Origin of the sequence: Flavobacterium branchiophilum FL-15 (genome assembly GCF_000253275.1) — a bacterium.
GTDB lineage: Bacteria > Bacteroidota > Bacteroidia > Flavobacteriales > Flavobacteriaceae > Flavobacterium > Flavobacterium branchiophilum.
The window spans coordinates 2,137,084-2,157,326 of sequence record NC_016001.1 but is presented as its reverse complement, the minus strand read 5'-3'; the positions used below and the strand labels follow the sequence as shown (position 1 = coordinate 2,157,326).

Annotated in this window: 16 protein-coding genes; 7 read left to right on the top strand and 9 right to left on the bottom strand. The window is 33.0% G+C overall.

Annotated features, from left to right (window positions below; genetic code table 11):
* Window positions 1–95: 95 nt before the first annotated feature.
* Window positions 96–1,031 (bottom strand): malate dehydrogenase, encoded by a 936-nt coding sequence (locus FBFL15_RS09250; RefSeq protein WP_014084345.1) that lies wholly within the window; start codon window positions 1,029–1,031, stop codon window positions 96–98.
* Window positions 1,032–1,432: 401 nt separating this feature from the next.
* Between FBFL15_RS09250 and porQ the strand changes: the two genes are divergently transcribed.
* Genes porQ through FBFL15_RS09235 form a run of 3 tightly spaced genes read left to right on the top strand, consistent with a single transcriptional unit; the run spans window position 1,433 to window position 4,549 of the window.
* Entirely contained in the window at window positions 1,433–2,455 is a 1,023-nt protein-coding gene (porQ, locus tag FBFL15_RS09245; protein WP_014084344.1) for a type IX secretion system protein PorQ, read from the top strand.
* 18 nt (window positions 2,456–2,473) lie between these two features.
* A complete protein-coding gene (gene cmk / locus FBFL15_RS09240) occupies window positions 2,474–3,163 on the top strand; it encodes a (d)CMP kinase (protein ID WP_014084343.1) in 690 nt (229 codons plus the stop codon).
* A 60-nt stretch (window positions 3,164–3,223) separates the two neighbouring features.
* On the top strand, window positions 3,224–4,549 hold the full coding sequence (locus FBFL15_RS09235) for a nucleoside permease (protein WP_014084342.1): 1,326 nt from the start codon (window positions 3,224–3,226) through the stop codon (window positions 4,547–4,549).
* Window positions 4,550–4,946: 397 nt separating this feature from the next.
* Here FBFL15_RS09235 and trpS read toward each other — a convergent pair whose 3' ends face one another.
* Genes trpS through FBFL15_RS09220 form a run of 3 tightly spaced genes read right to left on the bottom strand, consistent with a single transcriptional unit; the run spans window position 4,947 to window position 7,874 of the window.
* Window positions 4,947–5,936 (bottom strand): tryptophan--tRNA ligase, encoded by a 990-nt coding sequence (gene trpS, locus FBFL15_RS09230; protein WP_014084341.1) that lies wholly within the window; start codon window positions 5,934–5,936, stop codon window positions 4,947–4,949.
* A gap of 28 nt (window positions 5,937–5,964) precedes the next feature.
* Complete coding sequence (dut, locus tag FBFL15_RS09225; protein WP_014084340.1) at window positions 5,965–6,399, bottom strand: dUTP diphosphatase; 435 nt, start codon at window positions 6,397–6,399, stop codon at window positions 5,965–5,967.
* On the bottom strand, window positions 6,396–7,874 hold the full coding sequence (locus FBFL15_RS09220; protein WP_014084339.1) for a lipopolysaccharide biosynthesis protein: 1,479 nt from the start codon (window positions 7,872–7,874) through the stop codon (window positions 6,396–6,398). Before FBFL15_RS09220 ends, dut begins: the two co-directional genes overlap by 4 nt.
* A gap of 562 nt (window positions 7,875–8,436) precedes the next feature.
* Between FBFL15_RS09220 and recG the strand changes: the two genes are divergently transcribed.
* Window positions 8,437–10,542 (top strand): ATP-dependent DNA helicase RecG, encoded by a 2,106-nt coding sequence (gene recG, locus FBFL15_RS09215; RefSeq protein WP_014084338.1) that lies wholly within the window; start codon window positions 8,437–8,439, stop codon window positions 10,540–10,542.
* Window positions 10,543–10,564: 22 nt separating this feature from the next.
* Here the strand turns inward: recG and FBFL15_RS09210 are convergent, their stop codons facing one another.
* Window positions 10,565–11,542 carry a YitT family protein gene (locus FBFL15_RS09210; protein ID WP_014084337.1) on the bottom strand — a complete coding sequence of 326 codons (978 nt, stop codon included), beginning with the start codon at window positions 11,540–11,542 and terminating at the stop codon, window positions 10,565–10,567.
* A gap of 322 nt (window positions 11,543–11,864) precedes the next feature.
* Here FBFL15_RS09210 and FBFL15_RS09205 point away from each other — a divergent pair, with 322 nt between their 5' ends.
* The 3 genes from FBFL15_RS09205 to tnpA all read left to right on the top strand — a co-directional run bounded on the left by FBFL15_RS09205 (window position 11,865) and on the right by tnpA (window position 13,943).
* Window positions 11,865–12,554: an NUDIX hydrolase gene (locus tag FBFL15_RS09205; protein WP_014084336.1), complete on the top strand. Its 690-nt coding sequence runs from the start codon at window positions 11,865–11,867 to the stop codon at window positions 12,552–12,554.
* 267 nt (window positions 12,555–12,821) lie between these two features.
* Complete coding sequence (locus FBFL15_RS09200) at window positions 12,822–13,061, top strand: DUF7149 domain-containing protein (protein ID WP_044032230.1); 240 nt, start codon at window positions 12,822–12,824, stop codon at window positions 13,059–13,061.
* A 420-nt stretch (window positions 13,062–13,481) separates the two neighbouring features.
* Window positions 13,482–13,943, top strand: a complete 462-nt coding sequence (tnpA, locus tag FBFL15_RS09195; protein ID WP_014084335.1) for an IS200/IS605 family transposase — start codon at window positions 13,482–13,484, stop codon at window positions 13,941–13,943.
* 294 nt (window positions 13,944–14,237) lie between these two features.
* Here the strand turns inward: tnpA and FBFL15_RS09190 are convergent, their stop codons facing one another.
* The 4 genes from FBFL15_RS09190 to FBFL15_RS09175 are packed head-to-tail and all read right to left on the bottom strand — an operon-like array spanning window position 14,238 to window position 19,114.
* Window positions 14,238–16,673 (bottom strand): alpha-L-rhamnosidase-related protein, encoded by a 2,436-nt coding sequence (locus FBFL15_RS09190; RefSeq protein WP_148267909.1) that lies wholly within the window; start codon window positions 16,671–16,673, stop codon window positions 14,238–14,240.
* Window positions 16,674–16,720: 47 nt separating this feature from the next.
* Window positions 16,721–17,476, bottom strand: a complete 756-nt coding sequence (locus FBFL15_RS09185; protein ID WP_014084333.1) for a LytR/AlgR family response regulator transcription factor — start codon at window positions 17,474–17,476, stop codon at window positions 16,721–16,723.
* A gap of 19 nt (window positions 17,477–17,495) precedes the next feature.
* Window positions 17,496–17,786: a 2TM domain-containing protein gene (locus FBFL15_RS09180; RefSeq protein WP_014084332.1), complete on the bottom strand. Its 291-nt coding sequence runs from the start codon at window positions 17,784–17,786 to the stop codon at window positions 17,496–17,498.
* Between the two features lie 5 nt (window positions 17,787–17,791).
* Entirely contained in the window at window positions 17,792–19,114 is a 1,323-nt protein-coding gene (locus FBFL15_RS09175) for a histidine kinase (RefSeq protein ID WP_014084331.1), read from the bottom strand.
* Window positions 19,115–20,243: the final 1,129 nt, after the last annotated feature.

Sequence of the window (20,243 nt, the reverse complement as noted above, 5' to 3'; positions counted from 1 at the left end):
ATATATAATTAACGTTATGATATACCAATTTATTTTGAAATAAAAATAAAAAAAAAGACTGCACTTGGCAGTCTTTCATGTTTTTTATAGCCATTTTAGCTTAAAATATCTTTTAAAGCCTCGTTCATAGACCTTACAGCATCGGCACTTTTGCTAAATAATGCTTTTTCGTTGTCGTTGAGTTGTATATCAACAATTTCTTCTACACCATTTTGACCAATAATACAAGGTACACCAATACAAATATCATTTTGTCCATATTCTCCTTCTACAAACACTGAACAGGCTATCATTTTTCGTTGGTTGTTCAAAATACTATCTACTAAATAAGCAACAGATGCTCCTGGAGCATACCAAGCTGATGTTCCTAATAATCCTGTTAAAGTTGCACCCCCCACCATGGTATCTGCAGCTACTTTTGCTAAGGTTTCTTCTGATAAAAATTCTGAAACTGGAATACCGTTATAAGAAGCTAATCGTGTAAGTGGAATCATTGTGGTATCGCCATGTCCTCCAATTACCATAGCCGAAATATCGTTGGCTGGTTTGTCTAATGCTAATGATAAATAAGTTCTAAACCTTGAACTGTCTAGGGCACCACCCATACCAATGATTCTGTTTTTTGGTAGTCCAGTCGATTTTAAAGCCAAATAAGTCATAGTATCCATTGGGTTAGAGACTATTACAATGATAGCCTCTGGAGAATGGGCCAATACATTTTCTACAACTGTTTTTACGATTCCTGCATTAATACCAATAAGTTCTTCACGTGTCATGCCTGGTTTTCTTGGTATTCCAGACGTAACTACTACTACCTGACTGCCCGCTGTTTTGGCATAATCGTTGGTTACTCCGCTTACTCGGGTATTAAAACCCGTATTGGTAGCACATTGCATGATATCTAATGCTTTACCCTCGGCAAATCCTTCTTTAATATCTAATAATACTACTTCACTTGCAATTCCTCTATACGAAATTACGTCTGCACAGGTAGCCCCAACGTTACCTGCTCCTACAATTGTTACTTTCATTATAATTTGATTTTTTGTTTAAGTTATGTTTTAAAAATAAAAAATTGGTCCTATACAAATTTAATTATTTTGCTCCAAATATAAGGTTATTTTTTTTAAAATACAATTTTTTATTCCTTTTTTTATGATCATTTCAAAAAAAATATTCTTTTAATCTAAGCCTTTATATATGGCCATCATCAAATTACTATAATTATAGTAATTTTTAAAATAGTAACAAAATTAAGGATATAAAAAAAAGAATTTGATAATTATTATTATTATTTATTACTTTTTATAATAAATTTTAAGTATTATATTATTTAAAATGTTGTTTATAAATTGATGTTCTTTTTTATTTGATTTCAAAAATATAATTTTATCTTTGAAAAGCCGTTATAAGCATTTATTTCAACCCAATAATGAAAAAATTTCTTATTTATAATTTGCTTTTTTTTACATCCTCTTTTGTTTTTGGACAAGTGGGTGGGCGGTCTGTTTATCAATTTCTTAGTTTAGTAAATTCGCCTCGTCAAGCTGCATTAGGTGGCAAAGTGGTTACTTTTTTTGACGACGATGTCAATCAGGCCCAATTTAATCCTGCTACAATCAATGAAGCAATGGACAATAAATTAGCAGTTAATTATGGAAGTTATTTTGGTCAAGTAAATTATGGGACTGCTGCCTATGCTTATACTATTGACAGGCATGTTCAAACATTTTTTGTAGGAGCCAATTTTGTTAATTATGGCAATTTTGATGGCTATAATGAAATTGGCCAAAAAACCAATAATTTTTCGGGTAGCGAGGGGGCTTTGTCATTTGGATATGCTTATAACTTTCCGTTTTCTAATATATATATAGGTGCAAATGCTAAATTGATAACCTCTGGATTGGAAAACTACAGTTCGTTTGGCGGGGCAGTCGATTTAGGATTTTTATTTATCGACGAAAAAAATGATGTCAATTGGGCTTTATCTATCCGAAATTTAGGCACTCAATTTACAACTTATGCGGGAGTTTATGAAAAATTGCCTACCGAAATCATGATTGGTATATCTCAAGAAGTTGAAAATGTACCCTTACGATGGCATTTGACCCTTGAAAATTTACAACAATGGAATATTGCTTTTTCTAATCCCAATAGGGCCATTGGATCGTTGGATGGCAGCAGCACACCCGAAAGAGTTTCGTTTTTAAACAATGCTTTGCGACATGTCATTATTGGAGCTGAATTGTTTCCACAAAAAGGAATTAATTTAAGATTAGGATATAATTTTAGAAGGGCCGAAGAGCTAAGAATTATAGATCAAAGAAATTTTTCGGGAGTTTCATTGGGGTTTGGCCTAAAAATTAATAATTTAAAATTCAATTATTCCTATTCAAGATATACGCTTGCTGCCAATACCAGTTTGTTTGGAATAACCATAAACTTTAATGAATAAGTAAATTTACATGATAAAATGAACAAAATAATCATAGCCATTGATGGGTTTTCTTCTACAGGAAAAAGTACAATAGCTAAACAATTGGCTCAAAAATTAGGTTACGTTTATGTAGATACTGGTGCCATGTATCGGGCAGTTGCCTTGTATGCATTAGAGCAAGGAATTATTTCCAACGAATTTTTTGATATTCCATTATTAATAACACATTTACCAGCTATAAAATTGCGATTTGTTTGGAATGAAACCCTTGGTTTTGGTGAAATTTATTTGAATGATCAAAACGTAGAAACAGCCATTCGCACATTGAAAGTGTCAAATTATGTAAGTAAAGTAGCAGAAATATCGGAAGTTAGGAGTAAATTAGTTGAACAACAACAAGCTATGGGACAGCAAAAAGGTATTGTAATGGACGGACGAGACATTGGTACGGTGGTGTTTCCAATGGCCGAACTCAAAATTTTTATGACTGCTAGTGCCACCACAAGAGCCCAAAGGAGGTATGACGAATTGATAGCAAAAGGCGAAGATGTTACTTTTGAAGCAATATTGGATAATGTTGAACAACGTGATTATATAGACACTCATCGGGAAGATTCGCCATTGATTCAAGCAAAAGATGCTATTTTGATAGACAATTCCACATTGACAAAAGAGCAACAATTTGATATTATTTTTGATTTGGCAAAAAAAAAGACTAAAATGTGATATTTTTTTGTTTTTCTCAATATAAATAGTAGTTTTACAATCTATTTTAACGAAAAAATTATGGGAATTAAAAACAGATTAATAGTCATGAGCTTTTTACAGTTTTTTGTTTGGGGCGCTTGGCTGATTACCATTGGAACCTATTGTTTTAATGCAAAAGGTTGGACAGGAAACCAATTTGGTGCTATTTTTTCTACATTAGGCTTGTCTTCCTTATTTATGCCAGCAATTACAGGAATTATTGCAGATAAATGGATCAATGCCGAGAAATTGTACGGTGTTTTACATATATTGTATGGTTTAATCATGTTATATGTACCGCAAGTAAATAATCCAGAAACTTTGTATTACGTTATTTTTGGTGCCATGATTTGTTACATGCCCACGATTTCACTTTCAAATTCTATAGCCTATCATATCTTAAAAAACAACCATTTTGATGTGGTTAAGGTGTTTCCGCCCATTAGAGTTTGGGGAACCATTGGATTTATTTTGGCTATGTGGTTTACCAATATTTTTAGTTCAGAAAATCCACCTTTGTTTATTCATGATTTTGGGTTGTCTGTAGGCAAGGCCATAGCTGGCCAGTTTGGTAGTTTGATTTATGCCAATCAATTTTATTTTGCTGCCTTTTTTGCTATTTTTCTGGGTATTTATGCCTTTACGTTGCCTGCATGCCCTCCACAAAAACTCATTTCAAAAAATGCTACTTTTATGGAGCAATTGGGGCTTCATGCGTTTACATTATTTACGAATTATAAAATGGCTTTATTTTTGATATTTTCAATGTTTTTGGGAGCTGCTTTGCAATTGACAAATATGTATGGCGATACTTTTTTGAATGATTTTAAAAATATACCTGCTTATAAAGATTCTTTTGTTGTAAATTCTTCAACAATGATCATGTCAATTTCACAAATATCCGAAACGTTATTTATTTTAGCGATTCCTTTTTTTCTAAAAAAGTTTGGAATCAAGCAGGTTATGCTTTTTTCGATGGTTGCTTGGGTGTTGCGGTTTGGACTATTTGCTTATGGCAATCCTTTAGACGGGCTTTGGATGATTATCCTTTCCAATATTGTTTATGGAATGGCATTTGATTTTTTCAATATATCGGGTTCCCTTTTTGTAGAAACTACTACCGATTCTAATATTAGATCGAGTGCTCAAGGTTTATTTATGATGATGACAAATGGTGTGGGGGCTTTTTTGGGCAGTAAAATCAGTGGTCAGGTTATAGATGCTTTTTTTACTAAGGGTACTGAAAAAGATTGGCATCAAATATGGTTTTCGTTTGCCATTTATGCTTTGATCATTGCCATATTGTTTGCCTTGTTTTTTAAACACAAGCATCAAAGTCAGGATGCATTGGTGGTTCAACATTAGACTATAATACCAAACACTCATATAAAATAGCCCAATCTGCTAGCTCTTTTTCTCCAAATATTTCACAAAAAAATAATTACGTAGCCCAGCTATGAAATGATTTTTTTATAAAATCTTGAAAAAAAATAGCATTGCATTTTTAGACTATTTTATATAAGTGTTTGGTATGATTTCTTGAAAAGCCTTGTTAGGGTATTACATATTTTAATAAAAAACACCATTAATTCTTGTTTGAATTATGGTGTTTTTTTTGTCTGCTGTTGTTTAAAACCCAAGACTGCGTTAGGGATTGAAGTGGAAATCCTTTTTTGTTTTTTTCAAACAAAAAAGATTGTAACGAAAAGCCCGACCCCTTGTGGGTAACGCCCAAATTGATTGCACTTTTGATTTGACATTTTTAGCTGTTTAGGTTTTCAAAACCCAACTTGGTTCGTACTTTTTGCAACACGGAAAGGGCTACTTTTTGGGCTTTTTGGGCTCCAATTTGTAATACATGGTCTATTTCGTTGAGATTTGACATATAATAATTATATAGTTGACGTTGGGTTTTGAATTGTTCGATGATCAAATCATACAACGCTTGTTTGGCATGACCGTATCCAAAATCTTGATGAAGGTTTTGGTATTTTAACAACATATCGTTGATTTGCGATTCGTTGGCCAACAATTTATAAATGGCAAAAATTTTGCAAGTTTGCGGGTCTTTGGGAGCTTCGAGCGGGGTGCTGTCTGTTTCGATGCTCATGATTTGTTTTCGGAGGGCTTTGTCGTTTAGAAAAATATTGATGATATTGCCTCTGGACTTGCTCATTTTATGACCGTCTGTTCCAGGAATATACATGGTTTCTTCTTGAATTTTTGATTCAGGTATTACAAAAGTTTCCCCCATCAAGTGGTTGAATCTTGAGGCTACATCTCGAGTAATTTCGAGGTGTTGCAATTGGTCTTTGCCCACAGGAACAATGTTGGCATCGTATAAAAGGATGTCTGCGGCCATGAGCATTGGATAGGAAAATAAACCCGCATTGACATCGTCTAATCTATCTGCTTTGTCTTTGAAAGAGTGTGCCAATCTTAATCGTTGAAACGGAAAAAAGCAACTCAAGTACCAAGATAATTCGGCGGTTTGAGGCACATCAGACTGTCTGTAAAAAACCACTTTATTTACATCTAAACCACAGGCCAACCAAGCGGCTGCAGTGCTATAAGTATTAGCCCTAAGGGTATTGCCATCTTTGATTTGCGTTACAGAATGTAGGTCGGCTATAAATAAAAACGATTCGTTTTCGGGTTGGTTAGATAGGGCAATGGCGGGCATTATGGCACCTAATAAATTTCCTAAATGTGGTGTTCCTGTGCTTTGAACACCTGTAAGTATTTTTGACATTTTAAAGTCTTTTGGTAAATTAATAATATTATTGAACCCCTGTACTACCAAAACCTCCAGTACCTCTATCGGTTTGATCGAGTGTATCTACTACATTCCAAGTGGCTCGTTCGTGTGAGGCAATAACCATTTGAGCAATGCGGTCGCCATTGTTTATTTCAAAATTTTCTGATGATAAATTGATTAAAATGACACCAATTTCTCCTCTATAATCGGCATCAATAGTGCCTGGAGCATTCAAAACGGTAATGCCATTTTTGGCTGCTAAACCACTTCGAGGTCGAATTTGAGCCTCGTAGCCTTGAGGTAAGGCAATAAAAAGTCCTGTTTTTACGATTACTCTTTCTAAGGGTTTTAGTAAAATAGTTGCTGTGGTATGGGCTCTCAAATCCATTCCTGCAGAAAAAGCAGTTTCGTAATGAGGCAATTCGTTTGATGATTGGTTGATAATAGCTATGTTCATGTGATGTTGTTATTTTTTTTTCGATTGAGCAGGCTTAAAAGGGTGTTTTTTTCATTGACATAAATGAAAATAAGAAATATAAAAATAAGTGGTATTCCTACAAAATAATTGGCTCTAAAAACATAAAATGACAGGATAGAAAACACAATAGAAACTGCCAAATAGCCATATATTTTTTGGGATTCGTAAGGAATAGGGTAGTATTTATTGCCATAATAATAGGATATAAACATCATAGTTCCGTAAGCTGCAATGGTAGCAACAGCAGCGCCGTAATATCCGATTTTTGGTATTAATAAATAATTGAGAATCAATGTAATAACAGCTCCAGCAATGGAAATATAAGCACCAAAGTGGGTTTGATTGGTTAGCTTGTACCAAACCGAAAGATTGGTATAGATGCCTAAAAAAAAGTTTGCCAAAATAATAAGCGGCACTACATCCATGGCTTCCCAATAAGAGGCGTCTCGAATCATGAAAATTTTAAGTAAATCAGCAAAAACAATGACGGTCAGTTGAATTAAAGATCCAAAAATGACAAAATATTTGGTAATTGTAGCATAGGTTTTTTGAGGATTATCTGAATTGGCATGGCTAAAAAAGAAAGGCTCTATGCCAAGAGAGTAAGCCGTTCTGTACAGTACCATAAACAAGCCAATTTTGTAACAAGCGGCATACATACCCACTTGAACTTCGGAACTATTTTTGGGCAACATGTGCTCTAAAATAATTTTATCCAAATGTTCATTGATAGCAAAAGCGATGCCTGCAATTAGTATGGGCAGCCCGTATTGCATCATTTTGAGCCATAAACGGACATCAAAATGCCATTTTAGGGTAAAATAATGTGGGGACAATATGATAAATGTAGCTAAACTCGCCACTACATTGGCCATAAAAATATATCCAATTTGAAAATTTTCAAGATATACTGTATTCCAAAAGCCCTCAGGATCGGCTGCGGCCAATTGGGGTAAGTAAATTAATAAAAAAATATTTAACCCCATGTTTATCAATACATTACCAATTTTAATTAGGGCATATACAATAGGTTTTTGTGTGGCCCGAAGCTTAGAAAAAGGAATAATAACTAAGGCATCTAACACCAATATCCAAATGGAATAGGTGATGTATTGCACCTCTTTGTCTATAAAATTGGCAATTGATTTTCTAAAAACCAGTCCTAAAAGTAAAAATAAAAGCGAGGTCCAAAAAATACTTATGGTACTGGTGGCAATGACATTTTTTTTGTCGGTTTCGGTGTTGTAAAACCGAAAAAAAGCCGTTTCCATGCCATAAGAAAGGATAACATTTAAAAAAACCAAATATGCAAACAAAACCGTAACTTGTCCGTATTCGCCACGAGGCAACTGTGTAGTATAAAGCGGAACCAAGATAAAACTAAACATTCTGGGCAACACCGTAGCAAGCCCATAAATCATGGTTTGTTTGAAAAGATTTTTAAATAAGCTCAAAATACATTTTTTTAAATAATCGACAAAAATAATCATTTTTTTGAATGTATCCTTTTTTTATTCAAACAATACCAAAATGGAAATTTGGTATATTGCAACAATTTTTTTAATAATATAAATATTTGCTTATTTATTGATGATATAAGCTGTTATTTTTATTTAAAATTATAAATATTATTACATTATATCTAACGAATGTATTATCAAAATTTATTGCAAGGGTAGGGGAGGCTTTGTTTTTTGAAAATGATTAGCATGTAAGGCAATTATACTCAGAGATGTTGGTTTTGAAAAATTAGGAATTTATTTGTAAATTTAAGAGAAAATGGCTGTTTGATTAGGTAATATGTTAATTTGTAAGAAAGTATTTTGCACCCCGACCTGAACGGAGCTCTTTTTTTCTTGCCGCTAAGCGGTTTGTTGATTTTGCGGCAAGAAAAAAAAGCGGGAGTGGAGGGCGGATGAGGTGCCCAAAAAATTATGTTGAAGCTGCTTATTATGGTATATTTTTGTATATTTGTAGTCTTTTGATTTTGTTTACTTTATTAATATTATTTGACGTATGTCCCATTATTTTGATACTCCAATAGAATTTTTGAAGGGCGTTGGTCCTGCTCGAGGGGCTTTGTTGCGAAAGGAATTGGGCATTTTTAAGTATGGCGATTTGGTTCATTTTTTTCCGAATCGGTATATTGACAAAACTAAATATTATACCACAAATCAGTTGCAAAATACGACAGCTGAAGTTCAAATTATAGGAAAAATAATTCATTTACAAACGGTTGAATATGGTAAAAACCAGAAGCGGCTTGTGGCTACATTTGCAGATGATTTTGGACAAATCGTACTCACTTGGTTTCAGGGGATTAAATGGATAAAGGACAGCATTAAACTGAATGAGATGTATGTTGTGTTTGGGAAAATTACAAAATTTAACCAGCATTTTAGTATGTCTCATCCAGAAATGGAGCTCATGACAGAGCATCAAAAGAGCCTCCGATCGGCTATGCAAGCCATTTATCCATCTACAGAAAGCTTGCAAAACAGAGGGGTTACAAATAAAGTTATTGGCAAAATGATGGAGCAATTATGGATAGAAACTCAACATTATTTTACGGAACATTTGCCATTGTATTTGATAGAAGAGTTGCAATTGATGTCTAAGAAGGAGGCCATTTTTAATATCCATTTTCCAAAGGATGCCTATTCGTTAGCAAAGTCTCAATTTAGATTGAAGTTTGAGGAGTTATTTTTTATACAATTGCAATTAATTACCAAAAATTTGATTCAAAAATATAAAATAAAAGGACATTCCTTTACACAAGTTGGACTTTATTTTAATGAATTTTATAAAAATCATTTGCCATTTGATTTGACAAATGCCCAAAAACGGGTGATAAAAGAAATTAGGAACGATATGGGGAGCCATGCACAAATGAATCGGTTGTTGCAAGGCGATGTGGGTTCGGGCAAAACGATAGTGGCATTTATGAGTATGTTGTTGGCATTGGATAATGGATTTCAGGCTTGTTTGATGGCACCAACAGAGATTTTGGCCAACCAGCATTTTGTAGGCTTGTCAGAATTGGCTTTGAAAATGGATATTCGAATCAAAATATTGACTGGTTCAACCAAAATAAAAGAACGACGACAAATACATGAATCGTTGGAAGATGGTACACTTCAAATAATTATAGGCACACACGCATTATTGGAAGACAAAGTGGTTTTTAAGAATTTGGGATTGGCTATTATTGATGAGCAACATCGATTTGGAGTAGAACAACGATCAAAGTTGTGGAAAAAAAACAACATTCCGCCCCACATTTTGGTTATGACAGCCACTCCTATACCACGAACTTTAGCGATGAGTTTGTATGGCGATTTGGATGTGTCAGTTATTGATGAATTGCCTCCTGGCAGAAAACCTATTCAAACCGTACATCGGTTTGATAGTAATCGGCTCAAAGTGTGGCATTTTATAAGACAAGAAATGGCCAAGGGCCGCCAGATATATGTTGTATATCCGCTGATTCAGGAATCGGAAAAAATGGATTACAAGGATTTGATGGATGGTTTTGAAGGGCTTTCGAGGGATTTTCCGCTACCAGATTATGCCATTTCGATTGTTCATGGCAAAATGAAACCCGCTGAAAAAGAATCAGAAATGAAACGATTTGCCGAGGGCAAAACCCAAATTTTAGTTGCTACAACTGTGATAGAAGTTGGGGTAAATGTACCCAATGCCAGTGTTATGATTATTGAAAGTGCCGAACGATTTGGCTTGTCGCAACTGCACCAATTGAGAGGAAGGGTGGGTAGAGGTGCCGAGCAAAGTTATTGTATTTTGATGACGTCTGTAAAATTGTCTAATGATAGTAAAATACGTATGGACACTATGGTAAGAACCAATGACGGATTTGAAATTGCAGAAGTAGATTTGAAATTAAGAGGCCCTGGCGACATTATGGGCAAACAACAAAGTGGGGTTTTGAATTTGCAAATAGCCGATTTGGTTCGAGATCAGGATATATTACTATTGGCCCGAAACCAAGCAATGAAATTGCTAAAAGACGATCCTCAGATGCAAAAACAAGCCCATTTTAGCCTAAAAAATGCTTACATCGAAATGACAAAGAAAAAGAATATATGGAACTATATTAGTTAGATTTTAAGTATTTATACCTTAATTAATGTTTTAAGGGTCTTTTTTTAATCATGCCTCCTTTGGTGTCCTTTACGCTGTTCATGACAACAAATGCGGCGGGTTCTATTTTTTCAATTTCAGTTATGAGTTTATTGAGTTCTAATCGGGTAATTACCGTATAAATAATGTCGGTATCCTTGGTTTCGCCGTTTTTTCCATGTCCTCGTTTGCCACTATATACCGTAACACCCCGCCCCATGACGTCTATAATCATTTGTCGGATTTGATCGCTGTAGGTAGATACAATGGTAACGCCAATGTACTCTTCTATACCTTCTATAATAAAATCGAGTGTTTTTGAAGCGGCCAAGTAGGTAATCATAGAGTATAGGGCAATTTCGACCCCTAAAAAATAAGCAGCTACCCCAAAAATTAAAACATTGATAGGAATAATAATATCGCCAATGGTCATGCCCAATTTTCGACTTAAAAATATGGCTAAAACCTCTGTGCCATCGATAACTGCACCGCCTCTGATGGCAAATCCGATGCCTGCCCCAAGAAAAAAACCACCAAAAAGGGCCACTAATAAGTTGTCGTTTGTAACCGCTGGAAACGAAATAGTAGCTAATGCTATGGACAAACCTGTGATGGAAAGTGCTGTTTTGACTGCAAATTCCTTGCTAATTACATGATATGCCAAAAAAATAAAAGGAATATTTACTAATAAAATAAGAATATATAGTGGAATATTTGTTAAAGATGCCAACAATAATGAAATACCTGTAGCCCCACCATCAATAAAATGATTATTTAATAAAAACCCTTTGAATCCAAAAGCAGCAGACAAAATGCCTAATCCAATTAATAAAATATCTTTTATAAAATGTTTGAATATTACTACAAATTTACGATATCCTTTTGCTAAAATAAAATTAGACAGTTTATCTGCTCCAAGGGTAGTATATTTTTGATCTCTTAAAGTGGTTTTTAATATAATTTTTTTCCAGATATGGTTCATAATGTGATGTTTTAATTTCTAAAAATCTGAATTTCAGAGTTATAAAAAAAATTTGAATTTTAACAAATATAATATTTTTTCATACATATACAATTTTAATTTGTATTTATTTAATATTATATTGATACCTTTAATAGGCATATTACTAAATATTTGAGGTGAAATGGATTTCATGATATGCCAATACATTTTTGAGCTTCTGATATATGAAATCCAATGTTTTGTAGTTTCTATTTTTTTATGATTAGTAGGTTGGTTAGGTATTTTTGTTTTTAGTATATTTGCTATTGAAATTTAATTTTTTCAAAATAGTTTAAAAAAGATGATGCAAAACATAAGAATAGCTGTGGACGCTGTGGTTTTTGGGTTTAAAAATAACCAACTTTATGTACTATTAATTCAACAGAAATTTGGATCAGCTGTTTTGCAATGGGCATTACCAGGCGGATTAGTTCAAAATGATGAAACTTTGCACGAAGCCATTTTACGAGAATTGAAAGAGGAAACCAATGTAGAAGTTAATTATCTTGAACAGTTATATACTTTTGGAGATGATGTACAAAGAGACCATCGAAATCGGGTTATTTCGGTAGCTTATTTTGGTTTGGTCGATCCTTCAAAATTTCAACTCGTGGCAGCAACAGACGCCGTAAATGCACAATGGATAGCCATAAACGAAATACCAAAACTAGCTTTTGATCACGCATCAATTGTTGCAATGGCACATCTTCGCCTAAAAAACAAATTGACTTATCAGCCCATTGGATTTGATTTGCTTCCTAAAAAGTTTCTTTTTTCTGAACTCGAAAATTTATATTGTATCATTTTAGAAAAAGAAATAGACCGTAGAAATTTTAGAAAAAAAATATTGAGTTTTGGGATAGTAGTTGAAACAAACGAAATAGCACCACAATTGAAAAGTGGCAGGCCAGCAAAATTATTTCGATTTAATAATATGATTTATAAAGCGTTAGAAGTAAAAGGGTTTCATTTTGAAATAAATTTTACTTAATCAATCTCATTCTAATATTATCTAAAAAAAAGTGTATTTTATAGATTAATTTTACTAAAATATTTTCCATTAATAATTTATAAACTGTATTTACTGATGTTTTTTTAAGATAAAAATTTTTTTATGTTTGAAACAACATTTGGTTTCAAAAATAAAATAAAAAATACTTCGACCACAAGACTAATTAGCGAAGTAATTAAATACATAATTTACTTTTTTAATATTCTTTTTTTGTAGTTCATTAATGTATGATTACCCCTTTTTAAGATGAAAAAGAATAAAGGCCGAAACGACTTAGTAATTCATACAGGCAAGGACGCCAAAACCAATGTTGGAGTGATTATTGAAGCAAAAAGTCCGAGTAATAAAGCAGAAATGCTCACCGAGGACAAGCTCAATAACAAAGCCTTGCAAGAACTCGCTTTGTACTTTTTGCGGGAACGCATTACCCACAAAAACCTTGAAATCAAACATGTAGTAGTAACATATTTTAATTCGTTGAAATGAAAAAAAATCTTATAGGATGACGCATTTTGTAACAATGGATTTTAATCCGTGGGAAATAAATATGGATCGAGCCTATGGCTCTGTTATCGTGTAACATGTTGTATCGACTGAACTGAAGTCCAGCCTTATAATATGAATCGAGCCACGGCTCTAATATGCAACGTATAAATCCCGTAGGGATGAACCATTTTGTAACAACGGATTTTAATCCGTTGAAATAGCCTAGGGCTCTAATATGCAACGTATAAATCTCGTAGGGATGAACCATTTTGAAACAACGGATTTTAATCCGTTGAAAATAGCCTAGGGCTCTAATATGCAACGTATAAATCCCGTAGGGATGACGCATTTTGTAACAACGGATTTTAATCCGTTGGGATGAAAAAAAATAGAAATAAATAATTTTATTAATTTAAAGATATGGCAAATACCTATCACCAAGTATATATTCAAGCTGTTTTTGCGGTAAAATACAGAAAAGCTGTTCTTCATAAAGACTGGAGAAAAGACGTTTTTGCTGTCATTGGGAAACTAATCAATGAAACAGGTTGCAAAACCATTATAGTAAATGGAGTTGAAGACCATGTACATTGTTTTTTAGGATTGAAACCAACTGTTTCTATATCAGAATTAATGAAAACGATTAAAGCTAAATCTTCAAAATATATTAATGATAATAGACTTTTATCAAACCGTTTTGAATGGCAAGAAGGTTATGGGGTTTTTTCTTATAGTCAATCTCATATAAAAAAAGTTTATAATTATGTAGCAAATCAAGAAAAGCACCATCAAAAAGAAAGTTTTAAAGAAGAGTATTTAAACTATTTGGAGAAATTTGAAATTCCTTTTGATGAACGATATATTTTTGAGGATTTAAAATAGAACGAGCCTACGGCTCTTTTATCGTTTAGCATGTTGTATCGACTGGACTAAAGCCCAGCCTTATAATATCGGTCGAGCCTACGGCTCTTTTATCGTTTATCATTTTGTATCGACTGGACTAAAGTCCAGCCTTATAATATCGGTCGAGCCTACGGCTCTAATTTGCAACATATAAATCCCGTAGGGATGACGCATTTTGTAGCAACGGATTTTAATCCGTTGAAAGATATGTTGTTTCAACGGATTTCATTTGTTTTTGTTATGAAAAATTTTGTATAATAATTAAAATATTTATTAATTATAATATAAATTTATTGTTTTTGTATTATTTCCCTTTAATACAATGTATTCTTTAGTACCTTTTTTTATAGGCTTAACATTTTTTCCGTTAAGAATCCATATTTTATAGTTGCCTGCTGGTTGTTCAAAATGTATTGTCCAATCTTTCTTTTTTTGAATAATCTTAAAGGTTTGTCTATTTTGATGTTTTTCAAAACGGATATCAATTTCGTTTTGCCCCATGCAAATATGTTCCAAGGCCCCATGCTGCCAAACAGAAGGCAATTGGGGAGATATTGAAACAAATTTTTTATATGACAATGGTTGAATTCCAAAAAATTGCGAAACAATTGGGGTGCCAAACGCATAAACATTCCATGCTTGTGTCATCATTCCATAATCTGGCGAGGCTTCATACATCGAGCCAGGTAATGCATAACTAAAAGTTTTAACTACTTTTTTCATTAATTCATAAGCCTTATCTTGTCTTCCGTAGTTGTTTTCGGCTATAATTTGTACACCTGTTGGCAAGGTCATTACGGTGCCTGTATAGGTAAACGATTTTCTGTTGATTGTATTTTCTGATTCTGATAATTTATTTTTATCAATACCCGTTACATACATGCCATACTGATTGGTATAGGCCGAGGCAGTGTTTAAGGCCTTAATGGCGTTGTTATAACTGGCAATCCCTGTTTCCATTGGAGTATTGACCACCCAATTATGAAATAATACAAATCCTTTTTTTTGATTTGATGTTTCGTTTTCAATGATCGATTGGCTCTGTTGCAATTCTTTTACTGCCCAATCATTTTGAAGGGTGTCTGCCCTTACGATGGCATCTTTTGCTAAATGCAAAGCCTCTTGTTTGGTACCAATAAAATCGGCATACGAATTAAAATTTGCTACCCAAAAGTCGTTATTGATTTTATTTTTCAAATAAACAGCTTGTTTTTTATATTTTTTTGAAAGATTTTCATTATTTAAAACCAATGCCATTTTAGAGGCATCATCAAATGCTTTTTGACTATAAGCCGCCACATCTATCATTTCAGAATTCAGACCATGTATTTCCATCATGCCATTGCCATCGGGCAATCCATTTTTGTCAAAATCATTTTCTTGCATCAACCAGGTGAGTCCACTTGTTACTTTTGGAAAATATTTCTTCAAAAAAGCTTCATCGCCTGTCCAACAATATACATCCCAAATTAATGAAACAAATTGTGGCGTTTCGCATACATTTCCTAAATTATAAACAGCCCCATTGGTAGATACTTCATGAACAATTCGTCCATTACCATTATTTTTATCAGAAATATTTAAAATTAAATCGATAGAACTGTACACCAAATCTTTCTGTCCCATTCGGATCAAACCTTTTAGGGTATAACTCAAATCGCCACCAAACCACCATGGATAATCAGGCAATCCTGCCACAATACCCCGACCAACGCCCGACACCTCTTGTGTAAGCCAATCAGATGCATACTTGAGCCATCTAAAGGTGTTTTCTAATGCTTTGTCGTCTATAGTTAAAGTTGAGTAATGGTCTAAAGACAAAACCCTATTTTTTTTAGCTATCAAAAGTTGGTTTGTAGTACTACTAATGGTTTTATAAGTTTGTGTAGCTTCTAAAAGTCCAGTAGAGGAACCCGCAATAAAATAGGGCACTTCAAACATTTCTTGGGGTTGAATTTGAATTTCATATACACTTTTTATGATAGACGTATTGGGTTTGTTAGGTTTACTGCCTAAAACGTGATGGGAAACAGCAGGCAATGTACTGCCACAAACTACATACCATGGATTGTTTTGGTCTTTTGAGATCCAATATTGTTGGCGTTCATCAAACGTCGAAATATCCTCAGAATCTATCATTTTTGTTCTTTCACCAAGCCAAACTGGTCGCAAATTGACTTGATTGGTCATTTCAAATTTTATGTTGATTACTTGTTTTGATTTATTTTTTATATAAAAATAAATACAAATACCATTCATATTGTCTGGTACAAATTGTAATCTCTCTACTTCAATAACATCTGATACAGGAGTATAAAGCTGCTGATTGCCAAATGGAAAATTAATAAACGAATGGGCTTTGTCTAGTTTTAAGGTACTTCCATTTAATGCTATAGCCACCTCAAAACCATCCATTAGTTTGATTGGATGGTGCCAAATGCCCCCCATTTCGCCAGGGATATGCCAGCCCATATCAGGAAAAGTACCATCTTGATGCCCAATCATATACAACTTATTACCTGCCGTGTTGAAAGGGGTTGATAAATTTTTAGACTGTCCTTTTATTCCTTCAGATTGTTCAAAAAAACTGCGAAATAAATGTACATTACCATGCTGAGCCACAACCATATATGTAATAAAAAATAAAAAAATAAAAACCCGAAATTGTTTTTTTTGAAGCATGTTTATTCCATTTTTTAATGTTTTCAAATATAACATTTTTTTCAATATCTTTTACAATTTCAAATGTCTATCGTTTAGCCAAGCCAATTTTTAAAATCATGCACTTTTTCTCTGCTTACCACAATGTCTTCTGATTGATATGTTGGCAAAATAATTTTTAATCTTGAATTGGAATGTACTTGAATTTCTTTGATAACGGCCATTGGAATTATAAATTTTCGGCTAACTCTATAAAACTGTTGCGGATCCAGTTCTGTTTCCAAAACTTCTAATGTACTGTCTATCAAATAACTTCGGTTATCGAGCGTATGAATATAGGTACCTTTATTTTCGCTAAAAATGCATTCTATGTCTGTTGTTACAATGATTTTGATTTGATGCCCAATTTTTATCGTAAATCTTTTTTTGTAAGTTTTAACATTTTGTGGTAATAATAATTTTTGTATCAAGTCTAAATCAAACGTTAAGGCTTCTTTATTTTGAACTCGAGTTTTAAATTTTGACAATGCTTGCTCTAATTCTACCTCGTCTATAGGTTTCAAAAGATAGTCTATGCTGTTCAATTTAAAGGCTTTAAGCGCATAAACATCATAAGCCGTTGTAAATATAACGGCCGACTGAATGTTTATTTTTTCAAATATTTCAAACGACAAACCATCGGACAACTGAATGTCTAAAAAAATCAAATCGGGTTGTTCGTTACTGCCAAACCAAGTCAAAGCATCTTCTACAGAATGTAACATGGTTTCTATGGTTACTTCCAATTTTTGTAATTTGCGTTGCAATAATCGGGCAGCTGGTTTTTCGTCTTCTATTATTATGGCTCTCAAAATAAATGTTTTAAAAATATTATTTATATTCCTCTTTGTTAAGTAATTCTTTTATTTTTCGTTCTTCCCAATCTTTGCCCAAAAATGGCATAATCTGAAATACTTTAATTCCATGAGCCAATAAGCCCGTTCCCCAACCCAATGCTGGCCAAAAAAACCATAAATGTCCAGGAGAGCTTACCAAATTTAATATAAGCAAAAATAAATTAACCAATACATAAGAGGCCAAATGACCATAAAATCCTTTAATTTCTTGTACTCTTTTTTGAGCTGCAATATAGCGCTCGTCTATTTGATTGTAATTTTCCATTTTTTTTATCTATTTAATATTTCTTTCATTTTTCTTTCTTCCCACGCACTACTAAATCCAAATACCCGCAGTGCATGCATAATTAATCCAAAACCCCAGCCCAAAGCCGAGAACCAAAACCAATGAAAATGTGGCATTACTACTAAATTAATTATCACTAACACGGGTATTACACAGCAATATGAAAGTAAATTAACATAAAATTCTTTCAACTCCTTTACTCTAGTTTTTGCTTTCCAATAAGCATTTTGTGTGGCTTTTTCCATTACTTCGTTTTTTAAAATTAATTGGTTCAACAAGGGTAGTTTTACTTCAAACGAATCGTTGGTTTTCAGTATTTGAATGTTTTGCATACAAATCAAACCATACCTTTCTTGGATGTTTTGCAAACCTACCCCTTTTCTGTTCTCTAAATTATTCTTTATTTGTAAATTATTTTTTATACATAAATACCCTTCCGAAACATATATTTGTATGTGCAATGGCTTTTGCTCACTCACAATATTGTGTTTTACGGTATTTTCTAGCAATAATTGCAATGCCAACGGTACTATTTTTTCATCTGAAAATTCTTCATAATTAAATATCTCAAACGTCAAACTATCCTCAAATCGCATTTGCAACAAACTCATATAGGTTTTTGCAAAATCCAATTCTTCCAAAACCGTAACCAATTCCTTATCCTTTTGCTCCAAAACATACCGATATACTTTGGATAACGATGTTGTAAATTTCTGTGCCATTGTAGGATTTTCTTCTATCAATGCACTCAACACATTCAAACTATTGAATAAAAAATGGGGATCTATCTGATTCTTCAAACTTTCAAATTTTGCCGATGCCGTAACAGCCATAATTTTATGGGTATGAACTTCTGTATCTTTGCTTTTTTTGTAAAAATATACAGCATGAAAAAAAAGGGATACTACCAATACAATCATCAAATACACCCCATAAACACTTGCACTTTCATGCAATAAAAAACGGCTAACATCCTGATTATAAACCAATACCGCAACCAACAGCCGCAATAAAAATATGACAAACATAGACAGCATCATGCTCCCAAATGCTCCAATTAACATTCTAAAGCGCTTGAATTTGTCCCAAACCAATTGATGATTCAAATAATCAAAATAGAGGGTGTTTACAAAATTCAAAACGCTACCAAACAAAATGTAATAGCCTATTTCTGTATAAAACTCTTTATTAAATATTATTTTTCTTCCAAATAAAATTTCGAATGTTATTATTGCTACCGCTATAAAAATACTTACTAAAAAACCTTTTAGGATGATTTTTAAATAATAATCATAATTATTTTTCATAAATTGTATATTTATTTGTAACTTTTTTTTTATTTTTCATGCTCCCACCACAGGACTCTTGCTCCAAACCGTTTTTTTTACACAAAATTAAGTTTTTTTTAATCGTTGCCCTGCTGTTAGTTTTTTTATTCATATCTTCCTTACAAATAAAACCACAACAAAACACCATCAACATTGTAATACATTTTACCATCATTTGTTATTTTAGGTTACTATTTTGAAGCAAAACTAATACAGCCAGTTCAAACAAACTATTTTATTCTACCCAATTGTCAATTTAAACGACCCAATTGCCAAAAAACAGTACTTCAATCCTTTGTTTCAACCCTATTTTCCCTATTTCTAAAAGCAGTATCAGTACAAATTCAAGAGTCAAAAAAACCATTTGAAATGCAATTTATACCAAATTTCAGTACATATCAAATTCATGTCCTTTATTAGAAGCAGCCACAATAGGCATTTTCACGCTGGGTCAGTTCCCGCCTTTCGTTTCAATCTTTTTGTTTTTAAGAAAAAACAAAAAGGATTTCCACTGCAGTCGGGGCTATATTGCAGCTGCAGTACCTGTTACCATTGTAATATTAAAGCTAAATTTAAAAAAAACAAATTTTTTCAAACCTTTGAACTTTGCCAATACCAAATATATTTATAATATAGTCCAAAGAGGCTAGTTATTTTTTAGAAAAAAAATGTCCAAAAAAAATCGTTGCTTAGCTGGGCTACGGAACTATTTTTTTTAGAATGATTTTAGCAAAAAACAACCAATAGATTGGGATATTTTGTAGGTATATTTGGTATAAAACCCCAACAGGACAATCTCGCAAAACAAAAGCCACTTAAATTTTTCCCAAAATACGTTTTACAACTATCCGCAACTCCTACCAAGCGGCTTGCTCGACTACAAACCAATCACAAACGCTAACTTGCCCACAAACAAGCTTTTACTAGACTTACACTTTTTTTACAAAAAAAACATACTATTTTGTAACATTTATTTCAAGACTTCGTATAATTAAGGAATTTGAACCTAAAATATTTTTTAGAAAGATAACACAGATTGTGAATAATTCAAAAAATAGAAATTCTTTATATAGAATAAAATTATTAAAATAAATAATTAGAATTATTA

What these genes read in the sequence shown, in the direction of transcription:
- FBFL15_RS09250 (WP_014084345.1), bottom strand. Translation starts at nt 1,031, where the DNA reads ATGAAAGTAACAATTGTAGGAGCAGGTAACGTTGGGGCTACCTGTGCA.
- porQ (WP_014084344.1), top strand. Translation starts at nt 1,433, where the DNA reads ATGAAAAAATTTCTTATTTATAATTTGCTTTTTTTTACATCCTCTTTT.
- cmk (WP_014084343.1), top strand. Translation starts at nt 2,474, where the DNA reads ATGAACAAAATAATCATAGCCATTGATGGGTTTTCTTCTACAGGAAAA.
- FBFL15_RS09235 (WP_014084342.1), top strand. Translation starts at nt 3,224, where the DNA reads ATGGGAATTAAAAACAGATTAATAGTCATGAGCTTTTTACAGTTTTTT.
- trpS (WP_014084341.1), bottom strand. Translation starts at nt 5,936, where the DNA reads ATGTCAAAAATACTTACAGGTGTTCAAAGCACAGGAACACCACATTTA.
- dut (WP_014084340.1), bottom strand. Translation starts at nt 6,399, where the DNA reads ATGAACATAGCTATTATCAACCAATCATCAAACGAATTGCCTCATTAC.
- recG (WP_014084338.1), top strand. Translation starts at nt 8,437, where the DNA reads ATGTCCCATTATTTTGATACTCCAATAGAATTTTTGAAGGGCGTTGGT.
- FBFL15_RS09210 (WP_014084337.1), bottom strand. Translation starts at nt 11,542, where the DNA reads ATGAACCATATCTGGAAAAAAATTATATTAAAAACCACTTTAAGAGAT.
- FBFL15_RS09205 (WP_014084336.1), top strand. Translation starts at nt 11,865, where the DNA reads ATGATGCAAAACATAAGAATAGCTGTGGACGCTGTGGTTTTTGGGTTT.
- FBFL15_RS09200 (WP_044032230.1), top strand. Translation starts at nt 12,822, where the DNA reads ATGAAAAAGAATAAAGGCCGAAACGACTTAGTAATTCATACAGGCAAG.
- tnpA (WP_014084335.1), top strand. Translation starts at nt 13,482, where the DNA reads ATGGCAAATACCTATCACCAAGTATATATTCAAGCTGTTTTTGCGGTA.
- FBFL15_RS09180 (WP_014084332.1), bottom strand. Translation starts at nt 17,786, where the DNA reads ATGGAAAATTACAATCAAATAGACGAGCGCTATATTGCAGCTCAAAAA.
- FBFL15_RS09175 (WP_014084331.1), bottom strand. Translation starts at nt 19,114, where the DNA reads ATGAAAAATAATTATGATTATTATTTAAAAATCATCCTAAAAGGTTTT.